The organism is Mycobacterium sp. ITM-2016-00317 (genome assembly GCF_002968295.1).
In the GTDB taxonomy this organism is placed as follows: Bacteria; Actinomycetota; Actinomycetes; order Mycobacteriales; family Mycobacteriaceae; genus Mycobacterium.
Genome location: NZ_CP134399.1, coordinates 4,278,645 through 4,293,251, shown reverse-complemented (window position 1 = coordinate 4,293,251; position 14,607 = coordinate 4,278,645). Strand labels below are relative to the sequence as shown.

15 protein-coding genes and 2 pseudogenes are annotated in these 14,607 nt (G+C 69.8%); 6 read left to right on the top strand and 11 right to left on the bottom strand.

Annotated features, from left to right (window positions below):
* The first annotated feature begins 66 nt into the window (after nt 1-66).
* A pseudogene (locus C6A87_RS20445) lies at nt 67-784 on the top strand (siderophore-interacting protein).
* Here the strand turns inward: C6A87_RS20445 and C6A87_RS20440 are convergent.
* From C6A87_RS20440 to C6A87_RS20420, 5 genes are all read right to left on the bottom strand, one after another.
* Nucleotides 769-1,356 (bottom strand): TetR/AcrR family transcriptional regulator, encoded by a 588-nt coding sequence (locus tag C6A87_RS20440; RefSeq protein WP_311113929.1) that lies wholly within the window; start codon nt 1,354-1,356, stop codon nt 769-771. The pseudogene C6A87_RS20445 and the gene C6A87_RS20440 overlap by 16 nt on opposite strands.
* Entirely contained in the window at nt 1,356-2,609 is a 1,254-nt protein-coding gene (locus C6A87_RS20435; RefSeq protein ID WP_311113928.1) for a cytochrome P450, read from the bottom strand. Before C6A87_RS20435 ends, C6A87_RS20440 begins: the two co-directional genes overlap by 1 nt.
* A gap of 61 nt (nt 2,610-2,670) precedes the next feature.
* On the bottom strand, nt 2,671-4,032 hold the full coding sequence (locus C6A87_RS20430) for an FAD-linked oxidase C-terminal domain-containing protein (protein WP_311113927.1): 1,362 nt from the start codon (nt 4,030-4,032) through the stop codon (nt 2,671-2,673).
* 31 nt (nt 4,033-4,063) lie between these two features.
* Nucleotides 4,064-5,275 (bottom strand): MFS transporter, encoded by a 1,212-nt coding sequence (locus tag C6A87_RS20425; protein ID WP_311113926.1) that lies wholly within the window; start codon nt 5,273-5,275, stop codon nt 4,064-4,066.
* Between the two features lie 75 nt (nt 5,276-5,350).
* Nucleotides 5,351-6,031, bottom strand: a complete 681-nt coding sequence (locus C6A87_RS20420; protein WP_311113925.1) for a sensor domain-containing protein — start codon at nt 6,029-6,031, stop codon at nt 5,351-5,353.
* Nucleotides 6,032-6,141: 110 nt separating this feature from the next.
* Here C6A87_RS20420 and C6A87_RS20415 point away from each other — a divergent pair, with 110 nt between their 5' ends.
* Complete coding sequence (locus C6A87_RS20415; protein WP_311113924.1) at nt 6,142-6,990, top strand: uracil-DNA glycosylase; 849 nt, start codon at nt 6,142-6,144, stop codon at nt 6,988-6,990.
* Between the two features lie 79 nt (nt 6,991-7,069).
* On the top strand, nt 7,070-8,119 hold the full coding sequence (locus C6A87_RS20410) for an LLM class flavin-dependent oxidoreductase (protein WP_311113923.1): 1,050 nt from the start codon (nt 7,070-7,072) through the stop codon (nt 8,117-8,119).
* On the opposite strand, the gene C6A87_RS20405 is transcribed toward C6A87_RS20410, so the two are convergent.
* Genes C6A87_RS20405 through C6A87_RS20395 form a run of 3 tightly spaced genes read right to left on the bottom strand, consistent with a single transcriptional unit; the run spans nt 8,116 to nt 9,546 of the window.
* Nucleotides 8,116-8,574: a nitroreductase family deazaflavin-dependent oxidoreductase gene (locus C6A87_RS20405; RefSeq protein WP_311113922.1), complete on the bottom strand. Its 459-nt coding sequence runs from the start codon at nt 8,572-8,574 to the stop codon at nt 8,116-8,118. The genes C6A87_RS20410 and C6A87_RS20405 overlap by 4 nt on opposite strands.
* A 4-nt stretch (nt 8,575-8,578) precedes the next feature.
* Nucleotides 8,579-9,016 (bottom strand): HIT family protein, encoded by a 438-nt coding sequence (locus tag C6A87_RS20400; RefSeq protein ID WP_311113921.1) that lies wholly within the window; start codon nt 9,014-9,016, stop codon nt 8,579-8,581.
* Between the two features lie 23 nt (nt 9,017-9,039).
* Nucleotides 9,040-9,546, bottom strand: coding sequence for a DNA-deoxyinosine glycosylase (locus tag C6A87_RS20395; protein ID WP_311113920.1), 507 nt, complete (start codon nt 9,544-9,546; stop codon nt 9,040-9,042).
* A 43-nt stretch (nt 9,547-9,589) separates the two neighbouring features.
* On the opposite strand from C6A87_RS20395, the gene C6A87_RS20390 reads away from it, so the two are divergent.
* Nucleotides 9,590-10,711 (top strand): adenylate/guanylate cyclase domain-containing protein, encoded by a 1,122-nt coding sequence (locus C6A87_RS20390; RefSeq protein ID WP_311113919.1) that lies wholly within the window; start codon nt 9,590-9,592, stop codon nt 10,709-10,711.
* Between the two features lie 122 nt (nt 10,712-10,833).
* Nucleotides 10,834-11,295 (top strand): nuclear transport factor 2 family protein, encoded by a 462-nt coding sequence (locus C6A87_RS20385; RefSeq protein WP_311113918.1) that lies wholly within the window; start codon nt 10,834-10,836, stop codon nt 11,293-11,295.
* Here the strand turns inward: C6A87_RS20385 and C6A87_RS20380 are convergent.
* The 3 genes and pseudogenes from C6A87_RS20380 to C6A87_RS20370 form a co-directional block, all read right to left on the bottom strand.
* Nucleotides 11,296-13,477: pseudogene (locus C6A87_RS20380) on the bottom strand (heavy metal translocating P-type ATPase).
* Between the two features lie 26 nt (nt 13,478-13,503).
* Nucleotides 13,504-13,659, bottom strand: a complete 156-nt coding sequence (locus C6A87_RS20375; protein ID WP_311113917.1) for a hypothetical protein — start codon at nt 13,657-13,659, stop codon at nt 13,504-13,506.
* Between the two features lie 5 nt (nt 13,660-13,664).
* Nucleotides 13,665-13,871: a heavy metal-associated domain-containing protein gene (locus tag C6A87_RS20370; protein WP_311113916.1), complete on the bottom strand. Its 207-nt coding sequence runs from the start codon at nt 13,869-13,871 to the stop codon at nt 13,665-13,667.
* Between the two features lie 84 nt (nt 13,872-13,955).
* Here C6A87_RS20370 and C6A87_RS20365 point away from each other — a divergent pair, with 84 nt between their 5' ends.
* A complete protein-coding gene (locus tag C6A87_RS20365; protein WP_311113915.1) occupies nt 13,956-14,606 on the top strand; it encodes a DUF305 domain-containing protein in 651 nt (216 codons plus the stop codon).
* Nucleotide 14,607: the final 1 nt, after the last annotated feature.

The window sequence follows — 14,607 nt, the reverse complement described above, 5'->3', positions numbered from 1 at the left end:
CGCGCCATCCCGCGTCCAAGTTAGGTTACGCTTACCTGACCTACAGGCTGGGAGGGTGGAAAGTCCATGACGGACACCAGGAAATCGCGGGGGTTCGCGGGTGCGGTGCTCAAGCTGTTGCGGGCCGGCGACTACGAACTCACGGTCACCGGGCGCACCCAGGTCGGCCCCCACTACCTGAGGCTGAGCTTTGCCGCCGGTGGCCTGCTGGCCGACCGCGCACTGCACCCGACGATGTGGATCCGGATGTGGTTCTCCGACGGGGACAAACTGCACCAGCGCGGGTACACCCTGGTCAACCCCGATCCGGCCCACGACACCGTCGACATCGAGTTCGCGCTGCACGACGGCGTCGCCTCGCGCTGGGCCGAGCAGGCCCAGCCCGGCGACACGATCGAGGTCACCGTGCTCGGCAGCAGTTTCGCGTTGCCCGAGCCTCGGCCTGGCCGGCTACCTGATCGTCGGCGACACCGCGTCGCTGCCCGCCATCAACTCACTGCTCGACGCGATCGGTGACGCGCCCGCGCAGATCTTCCTCGAAGCCGCCCACGACGACGACAAGCAACTGCCGGTGCACCGCAGCACCGGCGTGACCTGGGTGGACCGCAAGAACGCCGGCGAGGCACTGGTGTCGGCCGTGGCGGCGGCGGCGTTCGACGCCCCCGACCACTTCGGCTGGGTGGGCTGCGACAACCGCACCACCCGCGCGGTGGTCAAGCTGCTGCGGGAGGACTTCAAGATCCCGCGCAAGTCCATCAAGGCGCAGGCCTACTGGGTCGCCTGACCGGCCTCCTGCGGCAGCACGATCGGCACGACGAACTCCTCCAGCATGCTGCGTTCGTCGTCCTCGTCCAGACCCGGGAACACCAGCAGCGACGTCATCACCCGCACCAGCCAGCGTGACCGGTGCGCGACCAGCCGGGATTCGTCGGGACCCAGCGAGATCACGAAAGCCTCGGTGAGCGCCTTGATCACCTCGGACTGGTCGGCCATCTCGCCGCCGATGGGGCGCTGGGCGGTGGCGAACCACGACGCCAGCGCCGGGCTCTGCCGCACGTTGCGCAGCGACGCCAGCATGCCCTCGATCAGCCGCTCCCTCGGATCGGCGAACGACATGATGTGGTCGGTCATCTCGCGGTACAGCCGGTAGGCCTCCCGGTGCACGTAGGCGGTGTGGAGAGCCTCGCGGTTCTCGAAGTAGCGGTACAGCGTTGCGCGGGAACACCCTGCCGCCGAGGCGATCTCGTGCATGCCGACGGTGGCGGCCGGTTGCGCGGCGAACAGCTCGCCCGCTGCGTCCAGGATCCGGTCCGCGGCCACCTCGGTGCGGCGGGCGGCCAGCCAGTCACCGGCCATCAGCGCACCACCGTGAACGGCACCGACAGCGGACGGCGCACGTAACTGCCACCGGCCCAGGTGATCCCGGACTCGTCGACCTCGAAGTCCGGGATGCGGGTGAGCAGCTCGGTCAGGGTCACCCGCGACTGCATCCGCGCCGCGGCGGCGCCGAGGCAGTGGTGCGCACCGTGGCTGAACGTCAGGATGTTGCGCGGCCTGCGCGTGACGTCGAGCTCGCCTGCGTCATCGCCGTACTGGCGCTCGTCACGGTTTCCCGACCCGTACAGGAACATCGCGCGACGCCCGGCCGGGATCGTCACGTCGCCGATCGTCACGTCACGAGTCACGGTGCGGCCCAACATCTGTACCGGTGAGGTCAGCCGGAGGAACTCGTCGACGGCGTCGGGGATCAGCTCCGGATTCGCGCTCAGCAGCGCGCGCTGGTCGGGGCGCTGGTGCAGCAGTTGCACCGACCCCCCGAGCATGCCGGTGGTGGTGTCGTTGCCGCCGGTGACCATCGTGAAGGTGAACGCCAGGATCGACAGCACCCCGGTGATGTCACCGTCGGCGCCGACTCCCGCGGCGACCAGATGCGACACCGTGTCGTCCTCGGGTTCGACGCGCCTGCGCTCGATCAGCGCGGTGAAGTAGGCCATCATCTCGCCGAGTGCGTCGCCGAGCGTGTGCAGTGCGCCGCCGATCCCGCCCTGGCTGGTGTTCGCGGCCACGATGGCGTCGGTCCAGCCGTCGAACTTGCCCCGATCCTGTTCCGGCACACCGAGATAGTGCGCAACCACCATCGACGGCAACGGCTTGAACAGCTCGGCGACGATGTCGCCGCCCCCGTCGGCCTTGAGGCGTTCGATCCGCGCGACGACGTACTCGCGGACCTTGGGCTCGACCGCCTCGACCTGGCGCGGGGTGAACCCGCGCGCGACCAGCTTGCGGAATTCGGTGTGCGCGGGCGGGTCCTGCATGACCATCGGCGGGTTGTCGGCCAGCCCGATCAGCTCGAGCTCGCCGTAGTTGACGGTCAGCCCCTTTGCGGACGAGAAGGTCTGATGATCACGGGCCGCCGCCCAGATGTCGGCGTGCCGGGACAGCACGTAGTAGTCACCCGGTTCGGCACTGTCGGGCCGGTCCGGCGGGACGACGTGGTGCACGGGGTCGCGGTCGCGCAGCGCCCGGTACATCGGCCACGGATCCCGCCAGGTGCTCGCGTCGGCCGGGACGAACCGGGCAGGCGAGTCCTGAGACAGAATCGCGGTCATGTCTTATGGGTACGACACCGAGTGAACAATGTCAAATGCTGTCCGCCCGGGTAGCGAGCGCTCAGATCCCCGCGCCGGGGTTGAGGATGCCATCGGGGTCGAGCGCCTGCTTGATCCGGCGGTTGAGCTGCATCGCTTCGGGGCCGAGCTGACCGGCCAGCCAGGGACGCTTGAGGCGGCCGACACCGTGTTCACCGGTGATCGTGCCGCCCAGGCTGATCGCCAGGTCCATGATCTCGCCGAACGCCTGCTGCGCGCGCTGCGCCATGGCGGCATCGGCCGGGTCGAACACGATCAGCGGGTGGGTGTTGCCGTCCCCGGCGTGCGCGATCACCGAGATCATCAGGTCGTGCACGCCCGCGATCTTCTCCACGCCGCCGACGAGTTCGGCCAGCGCGGGCAGCGGCACCCCGACGTCCTCCAGCAGCAGCGCGCCCTTGGCCTCCACCGCCGGTATCGCGAAGCGGCGCGCGACCACGAATGCCTCACCCTCGTCGGGGTCCGACGTGGAGAACACCTCTTTCGCGCCGTACGCGGTGAACGTACGGGCCATGAATTCGGCGTCCTGCGCACCGGCCGGGCCGCGGTCGTCGCTCGCCGCGACCATCATCGCGGCGGCGTCCCGGTCCAGCCCCATCTTCAGCTTGTCCTCGACGGCGTTGATGGCCACCGAGTCCATGAACTCCAGCATCGACGGCCGGATCTTGCCGGTGATGGTGACGACCGCAGCAGCGGCGTCCTCCACCGAATCGAAGGTCGCCACCACGGTGCAGGCGCCGCTCTGGGCGGGCAGCAGCTTCAGCGTGGCTTCGGTGACGACGCCGAGGGTGCCCTCGCTGCCGACGAACAGTTTCGTCAGCGACAGTCCCGCGACGTCCTTGAGGCGCGGACCGCCCAGGCGCACCGCGGTGCCGTCGGCGAGCACGACTTCGAGGCCGAGCACGTAGTCGGTGGTCACGCCGTACTTCACGCAGCACAGCCCGCCTGCGTTGGTGGCGATGTTGCCGCCGATGCTGCAGATCTCGAACGACGACGGGTCGGGCGGATACCAGAGCCCGTGTTCGGCGACGGCCTTCTTCACCTCGGCATTGAGCAGGCCGGGCTGCACGACCGCGGTGCGGGTAACCGGGTCGACGGTGATGTCGCGCATCTTCTCCGTCGACAGCACGATGCCGCCGTCGAGAGCCGTTGCACCACCGGACAATCCGGTGCCCATACCGCGGGTGACGACGGCGATCCGGTGGCCGGCGGCCCAGCGCAGCACCGCCTGCACCTCTTCGGTGCGCCGGGGCCGCACGACCGCCAGCGGCGTGCCTGCGCTCGGGTCGGCGGCGCGGTCCTGGCGGTAGGACGCCACGATGTCGGGATCGGTGACGACCGTGCCCTCGGGCAGTTCGGCGATCAGGCTGTCCAGCGGTTGCACAGCCGCCAGTGTAGGACCGGCGCGGGCGGCATCAGGCCGCACCGGAGTCCGGTCTGGGTTCCAGGTCGAGGTCACGCAGCGCGGGCAGGAACACCGCGACCACACCGAGCGCGAGCATCGGCAACGACAGCGCCAGAAACGTGACGTGCAGGCCGCCGGCGTCGGCCAGCGAACCCATCACCCCGACGACGCGCCCGCGCAGCCGTTGGGGGGCGCGGGTCTGCATCACGTAGTTGTAGATCGGCGCGATCGGTCCGTAGACGAACCCGACGATCGCGCACAGCACCAGGATCACCGGCAGCGGCGGCAGGAACGCGATCGCGGTCATCGCCACCCCGAGGGTGAGCACCGCGATCAGCATCACCGTGCGCCGCGACAGGTACTTCGACATCACCGCGTACCCGAGCGCGCCCACGAGGCCACCGATGCTCAGCGCCACCAGCACCCAGCCCAGCTGGGCCGGCTCGTCGCGGTCGGTGAAGTACTTCGGGAACAGCACGCTCTCCATCGGCATGTACAGCCCAGTCGCGGCGAGGTCGATGAACGCCAGGGTGCGCAGCACCTTGCTGTGCCAGACGAAGCGCAGCCCCTCGACGATGCCGGCCCACACCCCGTCGGCCATCGCCGTCGGGTCCGGGCGGCCTGCGCCCTCCAGTCGCAGCGCGCCGATCGCCAGGATCGACAGCACGAACGCGCCCGCGGTCACCCACATGGTGTCGACGCCACCGAGCGTCGCGATCAACAGACCGCCGATGCCGGGCCCGACGATGTAGGCCAGGTTGAAGATCGCCTCGAACACGCTGTTGGCGCGGTCGAGGGTCCAGCCGGCGCGCACGGCGGCCTCCGGCAGCATCGTCTCGCGGGCAGTCATCCCGGCGGGGTCGAAGAACGCGCCGAGCGCGGCCAGGCCGGCCAGTACGGCGACGTTGACGGCGTCCGCGCCGAACACCAGCGCCGTCACCGGCACCGCCGCCACCGACAGCGCCGACAGCGCGTCGGAGATCATCGACACCCGCCGCCGGCCCAGATAGTCGACGGCGGCGCCGGCCAGCAACGTCGCGGCCAGCAGAGGTAGCGTGCCCGCCATCGCGACGATCGAGGCGTCGAGCGCAGAACCGTTGCGCTGCAACACCAGCCACGGAAACGCCACGATCGAGATGCCGTTGCCGGCGCCCGCCATCAACGCGGCGAACAGAATCAGCAACAGCGGGCCGCGTCGACTCGGCGCTCGGGTGGGCGTCATGGGTTATCGCCGGGAATGTAGCAGTGCGGCGGCCCGCGGACCACGGAATTTGTTGCAGATCGGCCGGTTTCGGCTCTACCACTGCGCGTCGACGTTGGCGGCGATCTGCTCGGCGACGCGCACCGCCGAGTCTCCCGGGGCGGCGCTGCAGGTGTTGACGTCGACGATCACGTTGTTCCGGTGGATCAGCGCACGGCCGCAGCCCCAGCCCGGTGGCGCGGCCTCCTGCTGGGTGGCCACGGTGTGCAGCGTCCGGTCGTCGTGCACGATCTCGCCGACCGACCACCGGCTGCCACTCTGGGTGTGCGTGTACTCGCTGCAGGCGGGCCACTGCGACACCGATGCGTCGAAGAACTCGCCGGCCTTCTCCAGATACGGGAACAGCACGACCGATTGCTTGAGGTAGTGCTTCCAGTCCCCGCCGTCGTTGAGGCTCTGGTCCCGTTCGGCCTGGTAACCGCTGGCGGAGTAGACGACCGACTCGGCGGCGCCGTCGATGGCCAGGCACTCCGGCGGCGCCATGATCGCGCTGTTGTCGTCCATGCTGGTGCGCGATTCGGTGACCGTCATCGCGGGCACGCCCATCGCCGCGGCGGACTCCTCGGGGCTGAGCAGCAGGCCGCCCAGCTCGCGTTCCACCAGCGGACGGGGGATCATCGTGCGCGGCGCACTCGTGGATTCGGCGCTACTGATCGTGCTGCCGCAGCCGGTGAGCAGAACACAGACTCCGAAAAACGCTACTTTCACCCGCCGCATGGCCCCCCCAATCGAAACGCTCAGCGACCAATGGTGATAGAAGAATGCCCACCTCGCCGCCAGGGAAACGGCGTTTCGTGATAACGATGAACGGTGCTTTCCGGTAACGAATGATGCGCCCCCCAGACCAGCGGCTCCCGCACCCCAGGACCGGCGAGTTGTTCACCTCTCCGGTGCGCCCGGGCGACGGGTGGCCAGGTGATCCGGCGACCCGGCGGACCGCGGTGGCCGACACCCCGGCGCAGGTGACGTCGCTGGCCGAGGCGGCCAGGACGCTCCATCAGGTGGACGCCTGCATCTCGGTCTGCCGCGCGTGCCCGCGACTGGTGCAGTGGCGCGAGGACGTCGCGGCGACCAAACGCAAGTCGTACGCCGACCAGCCCTACTGGGGCAGGCCGGCGCCGGGGTTCGGTGCGGCGCGACCCCGGATCCTGATCGTCGGCCTGGCGCCGGCGGCCAACGGCGCAAACCGGACGGGGCGGGTGTTCACCGGGGACCGCTCCGGCGACTTCCTGTTCGGCTCGCTGTACCGCAGCGGGCTGGCCAACCAGCCCACGGCCACGGACAGCGGCGACGGGCTCGAACTGTACGACGTGCGGGTGGCCGCCGCGGTGCGCTGCGCGCCGCCGGGCAACGCGCCGACGCCGGCCGAGCGCAGCACGTGCGCGCCGTGGCTGGACGCCGAGTGGCGGCTGACCGGACCGCACGTGGGCGTGATCGTGGCGCTGGGCGGGTTCGCCTGGCAGGCCGCGCTGGCGATGATCCGGCGGGCAGGCGGTTCGGCGGGCACGCCCGCGCCGAAGTTCGGCCACGGTGCGACCGCCGAGCTGCAGACCCCGCACGGCGCGGTCACGCTGCTCGGCTGCTATCACCCCAGCCAGCAGAACACGTTCACCGGCCGGCTCACGCCCGCGATGATGGACGCGCTCTTCGCCACCGCAGTCGAGTTGTCGGCGTGACCGCCGCAGCAACGATGTGCGCACCAAAATCCCTGACCGACGGGGGAACGGAACCGTACCGGCGCGCGTTGGACTGTTGATGCGTCTCTCAGTCCTCGACCTCGTTCCCGTGCGCTCCGACCAGAGCACCTCCGATGCGATCGCCGCCTCGACGCTGCTGGCCCAGACCGCTGACCGGCTGGGATACACCCGCTACTGGGTCGCCGAGCACCACAACATGCCCTCGGTCGCGGCCACCAGCCCGCCGGTGCTGATCGCCCACCTCGCCGCGCACACCGCGGCGCTGCGCCTCGGTTCCGGCGGGGTGATGCTGCCCAACCACGCGCCGCTGGCCGTCGCCGAACAGTTCGCGCTACTGGAAGCGGCCCACCCCGGGCGCATCGACCTGGGCATCGGCCGCGCGCCCGGCTCGGACCCGGTGACCTCGATGGCGCTGCGCGGTGCGGCAGGCCGCGACGACCGCGACATCGAGGCGTTCCCGGAGTATCTCGACGACGTGATGGCGCTGATGAGCAGCAAAGGCGTACGGGTACCGCTGCCACGCGACCTGATGCGCGACAACTACATCCTCAAGGCGACGCCGGCCGCGGCGAGCACGCCGCGGCTGTGGCTCCTTGGTTCGTCGATGTACTCCGCGCGACTGGCCGCCGCGAAGGGTCTGCCCTACGTGTTCGCCCACCACTTCGCCGGGCAGGGCACCGAGGAGGCGATGCAGTTCTATCGCGAGAACTTCCGGCCCAGCGAGCTGACTCCGGAGCCGGTCACGTTCTTGACGGTCAATGCGGTTGTCGCCGAGACCCGGGACGAGGCAATGCGTTTGATTCTGCCGAACCTGCAGATGATGGCGCGGCTGCGGACCGGGCAGCCGATGGTGCCGCTCGATCTGGTCGAGGACGCCGAAGAGCAGCGCACGGACCCGCGCGCCCAGTCCGTGATCGACGCCGGGCTGCGTCAGGCCGTGGTCGGCGCTCCCGCCGAGGCGGCCGGCCAGGTGTACGCACTGGCCGAGAAGTTCGGTGTGGACGAGGTGATGGTGCATCCGGTGGCCTCGGCGTTCCGCGGGGTCGACCCCGGCACCGCACCCGGCCGCGAGGCCACCCTGGAACTGCTGGCCAAGGAGATCTTCTAGGTCTTCGGGCTCAGCCGGACGAGCGGGATCCTGCGTGAAGTCCGCTTCTGGTAGCCCTCGTAGCGGTTCGAGTTGCCGTCGTTGACCAGCTTCCACAGCCGCGGATAGTCGGGGTCGTCGGCCGTCACCGGGGTCGCCGTCACCGCGAAACGCTTTGGCCCGATGTTGATCTCGACGTCCGGGTGGGCCTTGAGATTGTGGTACCAGCCGGGCGCCCGGGGATCGCCCCCCTTGGAGGCGACGACGTAGTAGCTGCCGCCGTCGGGAAAATAGGACAGCGTGTTGGTGCGCTTCTTGCGGGTCTTGGCGCCGACGGTGTGCAGCAGCAGCGACGGGGCGACGCCCGGCAGCGGAATGCGGTGTCCGATGCGCCCGTCGGTGCTCTGGTAGAGCTTGTCGTGCAACATCAGCAGCCGGGTGCCGACGTTCTGTTCGATCCACTGCGCGATGCCCATGAGGTCACTCCTTCTCGGCGGCGTCGAGTTGCGCGAGTGCCTCGCGCAACAGCCGGGCGGTCTCCTCGCGGTCGGGGTCGCGCCGCAGCAGCATCCCCTTCGCGAACGACAGCTTGTCCCCGTCGCGGCGCGGCACCACGTGCAGGTGGACGTGGAACACCGACTGGAAGGCGGCCTTGCCGTCGTTGACGGCGATGTTGTTGCCGTCGGCGTGCAGGCCCGAGCTCCTGGCGGCCTTGGCGATGCGCTGCCCGAGGGCGGCCATCCCGGCCAGGGTCTGCGGCGGGGTGTCGGTCAGATCGACCGTGTGCGCCTTGGGGATCACCAGGGTGTGCCCGCGGGTGAACGGTCGGATGTCGAGGATCGCCAGGTAGTCGTCGTCCTCGTGGATCCGGATGGCGGGCGCCCGGCCGGCGACGATGGCGCAGAACACGCAGGACATGCCGCCACGCTAGTGGACGCCGCTCAGTGGTGGTGGACGGCGTCGGCGATCTGCCGCCATGCCTCGAGCTTGCGGTCGAAGGACATGGTCTGCGCCGGGCTGGTAGACGGCAGCCGCGTGTAGTGCAGCCTCTCGCTCCGCCCGACGAGGCGGTGGTAGTTCTTCTCCGCGGCGGCGCCGTTGAAGTAGACGTGGGTCAGCGCCGGTTGTCCGGCGTAGAAGGCCCGGAAATCGTTGGCCACCATGCTGTCCGGTTCGACCGACGAATCCAGGCTGCCGATGCGGCGGCAGTGCTTGAGCACGTCCCACACCGCGACACCCGCGCCGGTCAGCGCGGCCACCCGTTCGTCGTAATCGCCTGCGGGGTCGAATCCGAACAGTTCGCCCATGATGCCCCAGAACGCGTTGCGCGTATACGCGTAGTAGCGCTGCGCCTGCAGTGACGCGACACCCGGCATATTGCCCAGGACCAGGATTCGGGCTCCGGGGGCGGCCAGCGGCGGAAAGCTCTGCAGCGTCGGAGACGTCATGTGCCCGACTATCCCACCGGCGGCCGCCGTATAGGTTGGGCGGGTGAGCGACGACGCCGATCTGGAAGCATCCGCGCTGCTCGACGGGCTGGACGCCGCTGCGCGCGAAGAGCGTGCGGACCTGATTCGCTGGCTGCTCGACCGCGGTGTCGGTGTCGACCAGATCCGCGGTAACCCCGCGCCGATGCTGCTGGCCTCGCGGCGCATCCTCGGCGACGACGGCCGGTACGTGTCGGCGCGGCAGGCGGCGGTGCAAGCCGGTGTCGACCTTGCGCTGTTCGAACGGATCCAGCGGGCGATGGGACTGCCGCGCGTGGACGACCCGGACTCCGAGGTGTTCCTGCGCGCCGACGCCGAGGCGGCGAAGTTCACCCGCGATTTCCTCGACGCCGGCATCGACCCCGACGAGCTGGTGCAGATCACCCGGCTGCTCGGTGACGGGTTGGCGCGGGCCGCCGAAGCGATGCGCTCTGCGGCGCTGGCCGCTGTGATCAGGCCTGGCGCCACGGAATTGGACGTGGCGAAGGCGTCCGAGGCGCTCGTCGGGAACATCGCGCCGTTGCTGGGGCCGATGATCCAGGAGGTGCTGCTTCTGCAACTGCGCCACGCGATCGAGACCGAGGCCGTCACCGCCACCGAACGCGCTGAGGGACAGCATCTTCCGGGAGCGCGGCTGGTGACCATCGGGTTCGCCGACCTGGTGGGTTTCACCCGCCTCGGCGAGGCGGTACCGCCGGAGGAGTTGGAACAGCTGTCCCAGCGGCTGGCGGACATGACGCGTGAATTCTCGCTGCCTCCAGTGCGATTCGTCAAGACCATCGGCGACGAGGTGATGCTGGTCAGCCCGGAACCGGCGGCGCTGCTCGAGGCGATGCTGCGGCTGATCGAGGAGACCGAGGACGACGACGCGTTTCCCCGGTTGCGCGCCGGTGTCGCGACCGGCATGGCGGTCGGTCGCGCGGGGGACTGGTTCGGCAGTCCGGTCAACCTCGCCGCCCGGATGACCGGCGCCGCGCGTCCCGGGTCGGTGCTGGTGGCCGAGTCCACCCGCGACGCGATCGGCGAGGACGACCGCTTCACCTGGTCGTTCGCCGGGGCCAAGCGCCTGAAGGGGATCAAATCCGATGTGAAGGCGTTCCGCATCCGGCGGGCCGACGCCAGTTGAGTGCCGGAGTCCGGGTTGACGGAGAATCTGGATGACGCGGCCGGGACGCTGCTGGTGATGATCGACCCGATGGTGCCGAACCATGCCAGGAGGAGTGGGCCCGAAGTCGAATCTCACGTTTGGTGACCCGTCGCCGTCTACCCGGTATGCAGACCTCCACCGATTACAGCCACATCCTGCGCGGCATGTACGCCGCCGAGCGCGAGTATCTGGCCGCCGGCGGGCCCGGCCACGCCGACTTCGCCATGCTCGCACCCTATTTCGCCGAGGACGTGGTGTTGTGCCAGGCCACTGCGCTGCCCTACGGCGGCGTGTGGCGCGGTCACGACGGGATGCGAGAGTTCTTCGCGGCCATGGCCGCCACCTGGGACGAATTCGAGATGCTCGATCAGCAGTTCCTGGCCACCGCCGAGACCGCGGTGGTCCGCACCCGGGTCCGCGCCCGCGCGCGGGCGACGCACCGCGAACTGAGCTTCCCGATCCTGCAGACGCTGCACGTCGTCGACGGTCGCATTGCCGAGGTGTGGCCGTTCTACTGGGACACCGCCGCGATCGTCGCGGCGATCTACGACCAGCGCCCGTGATCAGCGCGACGGGGTGAACGCGCGCAGGCGCAGACTGTTGGTCACGACGAACACCGAGCTGAATGCCATTGCGGCGCCGGCGATCATCGGATTGAGCAGGCCGCGCGGCCAGCGGCAGTGCCGCGACGTTGTACGCGAACGCCCAGAACAGGTTGCCCTTGATCGTGCTCAGCGTCTTGCGCGACAGCCGGATGGCGTCCGGGACCGCCCGCAGATCGTTGCCGACCAGCGTCAGATCGCTGGCCTCGATGGCGACGTCGGTGCCGCTGCCCATCGCCAGCCCCAGGTCGGCCTGGGCCAGCGCCGCCGCGTCGTTGACGCCGTCGCCGACCATCGCGACCACCTTGCCGTCGTGCTGCAGTCGCTTGACCGTCTCCACCTTGTCCTGCGGCAGCACCCCGGCGATCACGGTGTCGATGCCGACCTCGGCGGCGACCGCGCGCGCGACCGCCTCGTTGTCGCCGGTCACCATGATCGGCGTCAGCCCCAACTTCTTCAGCAGCGAGATCGCCTCGGCGGACGTCGGTTTGACTGCATCGGCGACCATCAGCACGCCTCGGGCCCGGCCGTCCCAGCCCACCACGACCGCGGTCCTGCCGTCGGACTCGGCCCGCAGCACCGCGCCGTTGATCTCGTCGGGGATGTCGAGCGACTGGTCGGCCAGCAGCCGGGTCCGGCCCAGCAGAACCGCACGCCCGTCCACCTCGCCGGACACCCCGAGACCGCGCAGGTTCGAGAACGCCGAGACGGCGGGTAGTTCACCGAACTTCTCCAGCGCGCCCGATGCGATGGCGCGGGCGATCGGATGCTCGGACGGGTTCTCGACCGCCCCGGCGATCCGCAGGACTTCGTCGGGCTGTTCGCCGTCGGCGGCGAACACATCGACCAGCGTCATGTTCCCGGTGGTCACGGTGCCGGTCTTGTCGACGATCACGGTGTCCACCCGGCGGGTGTCCTCCAGCACCTCGGGCCCGGTGATCAGGATGCCCAGCTGTGCGCCCCGGCCGGTGCCCACCATCAGCGCCGTCGGCGTCGCCAGCCCGAGCGCGCAGGGGCACGCGATGATCAGCACGGCCACCGCGGCGGTGAACGCAGCCGCCACCGAGTGCCCGGTGCCGAGCCAGAACCCCAGGGTCGCCACCGACAGTGCGATCACGATCGGGACGAAGACGCCGGAGATCCGGTCGGCCAGTCGCTGCGCCTGCGCCTTACCGTTCTGCGCGTCCTCGACCAGGCGGGCCATCTGGGCCAGCTGGGTGTCGGCGCCGACGCGCTCGGCCCGCACCGCCAGGCGGCCGTCGACGTTCACCGTCGCCCCGACCACCTGATCGCCCGGTTGCACCTCCTCGGGGACCGATTCCCCGGTGAGCATCGACGCGTCGACCGCGGACATCCCTTCCACCACGACGCCGTCGGTGGCGATCTTCTCGCCGGGACGCACCACGAACACGTCGCCGATCAGCAGTTGCTCGACCGGGATGCGCTGCTCCGCACCGCCTCTGCGGACGGTGACCTCGCGGGCGCCCATCTCCAGCAGCGCACGCAGGGCCGCGCCGGCCTGCCGTTTGGCCCGCGCCTCGAAGTAGCGGCCGGCCAGGATGAACGTCGTCACGCCGGCGGCGGCTTCGAGGTAGATGTTGGCGCTGCCGTCCATCCTGGCGATGGTCAGCTCGAACGGGTGCGTCATCCCCGGAACGCCGGCGGTGCCCCAGAACAGCGCGTAGAGCGACCAGCCGAACGCGGCGAGGGTGCCGACGGAGATCAGCGTGTCCATCGTCGCGGCCCCGTGCCGCAGGTTCGTCCACGCGGCCTGGTGGAAGGGCCAGGCGCCCCACACCACCACCGGCGCGGCCAGCGTCAGCGACAGCCACTGCCAGTAGGTGAACTGCAGCGCGGGGATCATCGCCATGGCGATCACCGGGACCGACAGCGCGACGCAGATCAGCAGGCGGCGCTTCAGCGCTGCGGCCGGGTCGGCCGGATCCTCGGTGGGTTCGGGGGCGCGTTCGGGCAGCGCGGCGTGGTAACCGGCCGATTCCACGGCGGCTACGAGGTCGGCGGGGGAGACGGCGTCGCCGTACTCGACGCGGGCCTTCTCGGTCGCGAAGTTCACCGTCGCGGTGACCCCGTCGAGCTTGTTGAGTTTCTTCTCGACGCGCGCCGCACACGACGCGCAGGTCATCCCGCTGATGTTCAGTTCGACAGTGCTCACCGATGGTCACCTTCGTGGAGGTGGGAAAGTTCGCTCGTGGGGGCGGGCGCCGGTACGGGTTCCGGCCCGACGGTGTGGCCCACCCACAGTGCGACCGCGAACACCGCCGCGAGCATCGCGACGAATGCGGCGATCTTCACCGGGGCGGCCATGACGGTCAGCCCGCCAGTGTGTAGCCGGCCTCTTCGACCGCCGCACGGACGGCCGCAGGGTCGACCGGGGTCTGGCTGTCGATCGTCACCGTACCGTTGGTGATGTCCACGTCGACCCCGACGACGCCGGGGATGTGGGTGAGTTCGGCCCGCACCGAGTTGGCGCACCCTCCGCAGCTCATACCCTCGACGGTGATGGTGGTGGTGCTCATCAGGCTCCTCTCCACGGATGTTGACAGCTGGTCTGTACTATACCCCCCTAGGGTATGTAAGTCACACGAAGGGAGCTTGAGGAGATGTCGAAACACAGTCTGCTGGCCGGGGCGGGCGCTGTGGGCGCCACCTTGACGCTGCTGCTCTCCGGGTGCAGTGACGTCGGCACCGAGTCGGCCGAGCACGACCACGGCACCCATGAGCACCCGACGACCTCGCAGGCCGCCGGAGACGGCCACGGTGAGCACGCCGGCCACAACGAGGCCGACGCCACGTTCGCGCGCGACATGATCCCGCACCACGAACAGGCCGTCGTGATGAGCGACATCATCCTGGCCAAGCAGGGCATCGATCCCCGGGTGACGGAACTGGCCGAACAGATCAAGGCCGCGCAGGGGCCGGAGATCGACACGATGCGGCAGTGGCTGAGCGACTGGGGCGCCCCGGCGGCGTCCGGGCACGAGGGTCACGACATGGGCGGGGACCCGTCGGCGCACGCGGCGATGGGCATGATGACCGAGGAGCAACTCGAGCAGCTGCGCCGGGCCGAGGGCGCCGAGGCCGGCAAGCAGTTCCTGACCGGGATGATCGCCCACCACGAAGGCGCGGTCACGATGGCACAGACCGAGGTGGACACCGGTCAATCGCAGGACGCGGTGCACCTGGCGCACGAGATCATCGAGACCCAGCAGCGCGAGATCGCCACGATGAAAGAGATCCTCGGCTCCCTGTAGT

What these genes read in the sequence shown, in the direction of transcription:
- C6A87_RS20440 (WP_311113929.1), bottom strand. Translation starts at nt 1,356, where the DNA reads ATGGCCGGTGACTGGCTGGCCGCCCGCCGCACCGAGGTGGCCGCGGAC.
- C6A87_RS20435 (WP_311113928.1), bottom strand. Translation starts at nt 2,609, where the DNA reads ATGACCGCGATTCTGTCTCAGGACTCGCCTGCCCGGTTCGTCCCGGCC.
- C6A87_RS20425 (WP_311113926.1), bottom strand. Translation starts at nt 5,275, where the DNA reads ATGACGCCCACCCGAGCGCCGAGTCGACGCGGCCCGCTGTTGCTGATT.
- C6A87_RS20420 (WP_311113925.1), bottom strand. Translation starts at nt 6,031, where the DNA reads ATGCGGCGGGTGAAAGTAGCGTTTTTCGGAGTCTGTGTTCTGCTCACC.
- C6A87_RS20415 (WP_311113924.1), top strand. Translation starts at nt 6,142, where the DNA reads ATGATGCGCCCCCCAGACCAGCGGCTCCCGCACCCCAGGACCGGCGAG.
- C6A87_RS20410 (WP_311113923.1), top strand. Translation starts at nt 7,070, where the DNA reads ATGCGTCTCTCAGTCCTCGACCTCGTTCCCGTGCGCTCCGACCAGAGC.
- C6A87_RS20405 (WP_311113922.1), bottom strand. Translation starts at nt 8,574, where the DNA reads ATGGGCATCGCGCAGTGGATCGAACAGAACGTCGGCACCCGGCTGCTG.
- C6A87_RS20400 (WP_311113921.1), bottom strand. Translation starts at nt 9,016, where the DNA reads ATGTCCTGCGTGTTCTGCGCCATCGTCGCCGGCCGGGCGCCCGCCATC.
- C6A87_RS20395 (WP_311113920.1), bottom strand. Translation starts at nt 9,546, where the DNA reads ATGACGTCTCCGACGCTGCAGAGCTTTCCGCCGCTGGCCGCCCCCGGA.
- C6A87_RS20375 (WP_311113917.1), bottom strand. Translation starts at nt 13,659, where the DNA reads ATGGCCGCCCCGGTGAAGATCGCCGCATTCGTCGCGATGCTCGCGGCG.
- C6A87_RS20370 (WP_311113916.1), bottom strand. Translation starts at nt 13,871, where the DNA reads ATGAGCACCACCACCATCACCGTCGAGGGTATGAGCTGCGGAGGGTGC.
- C6A87_RS20365 (WP_311113915.1), top strand. Translation starts at nt 13,956, where the DNA reads ATGTCGAAACACAGTCTGCTGGCCGGGGCGGGCGCTGTGGGCGCCACC.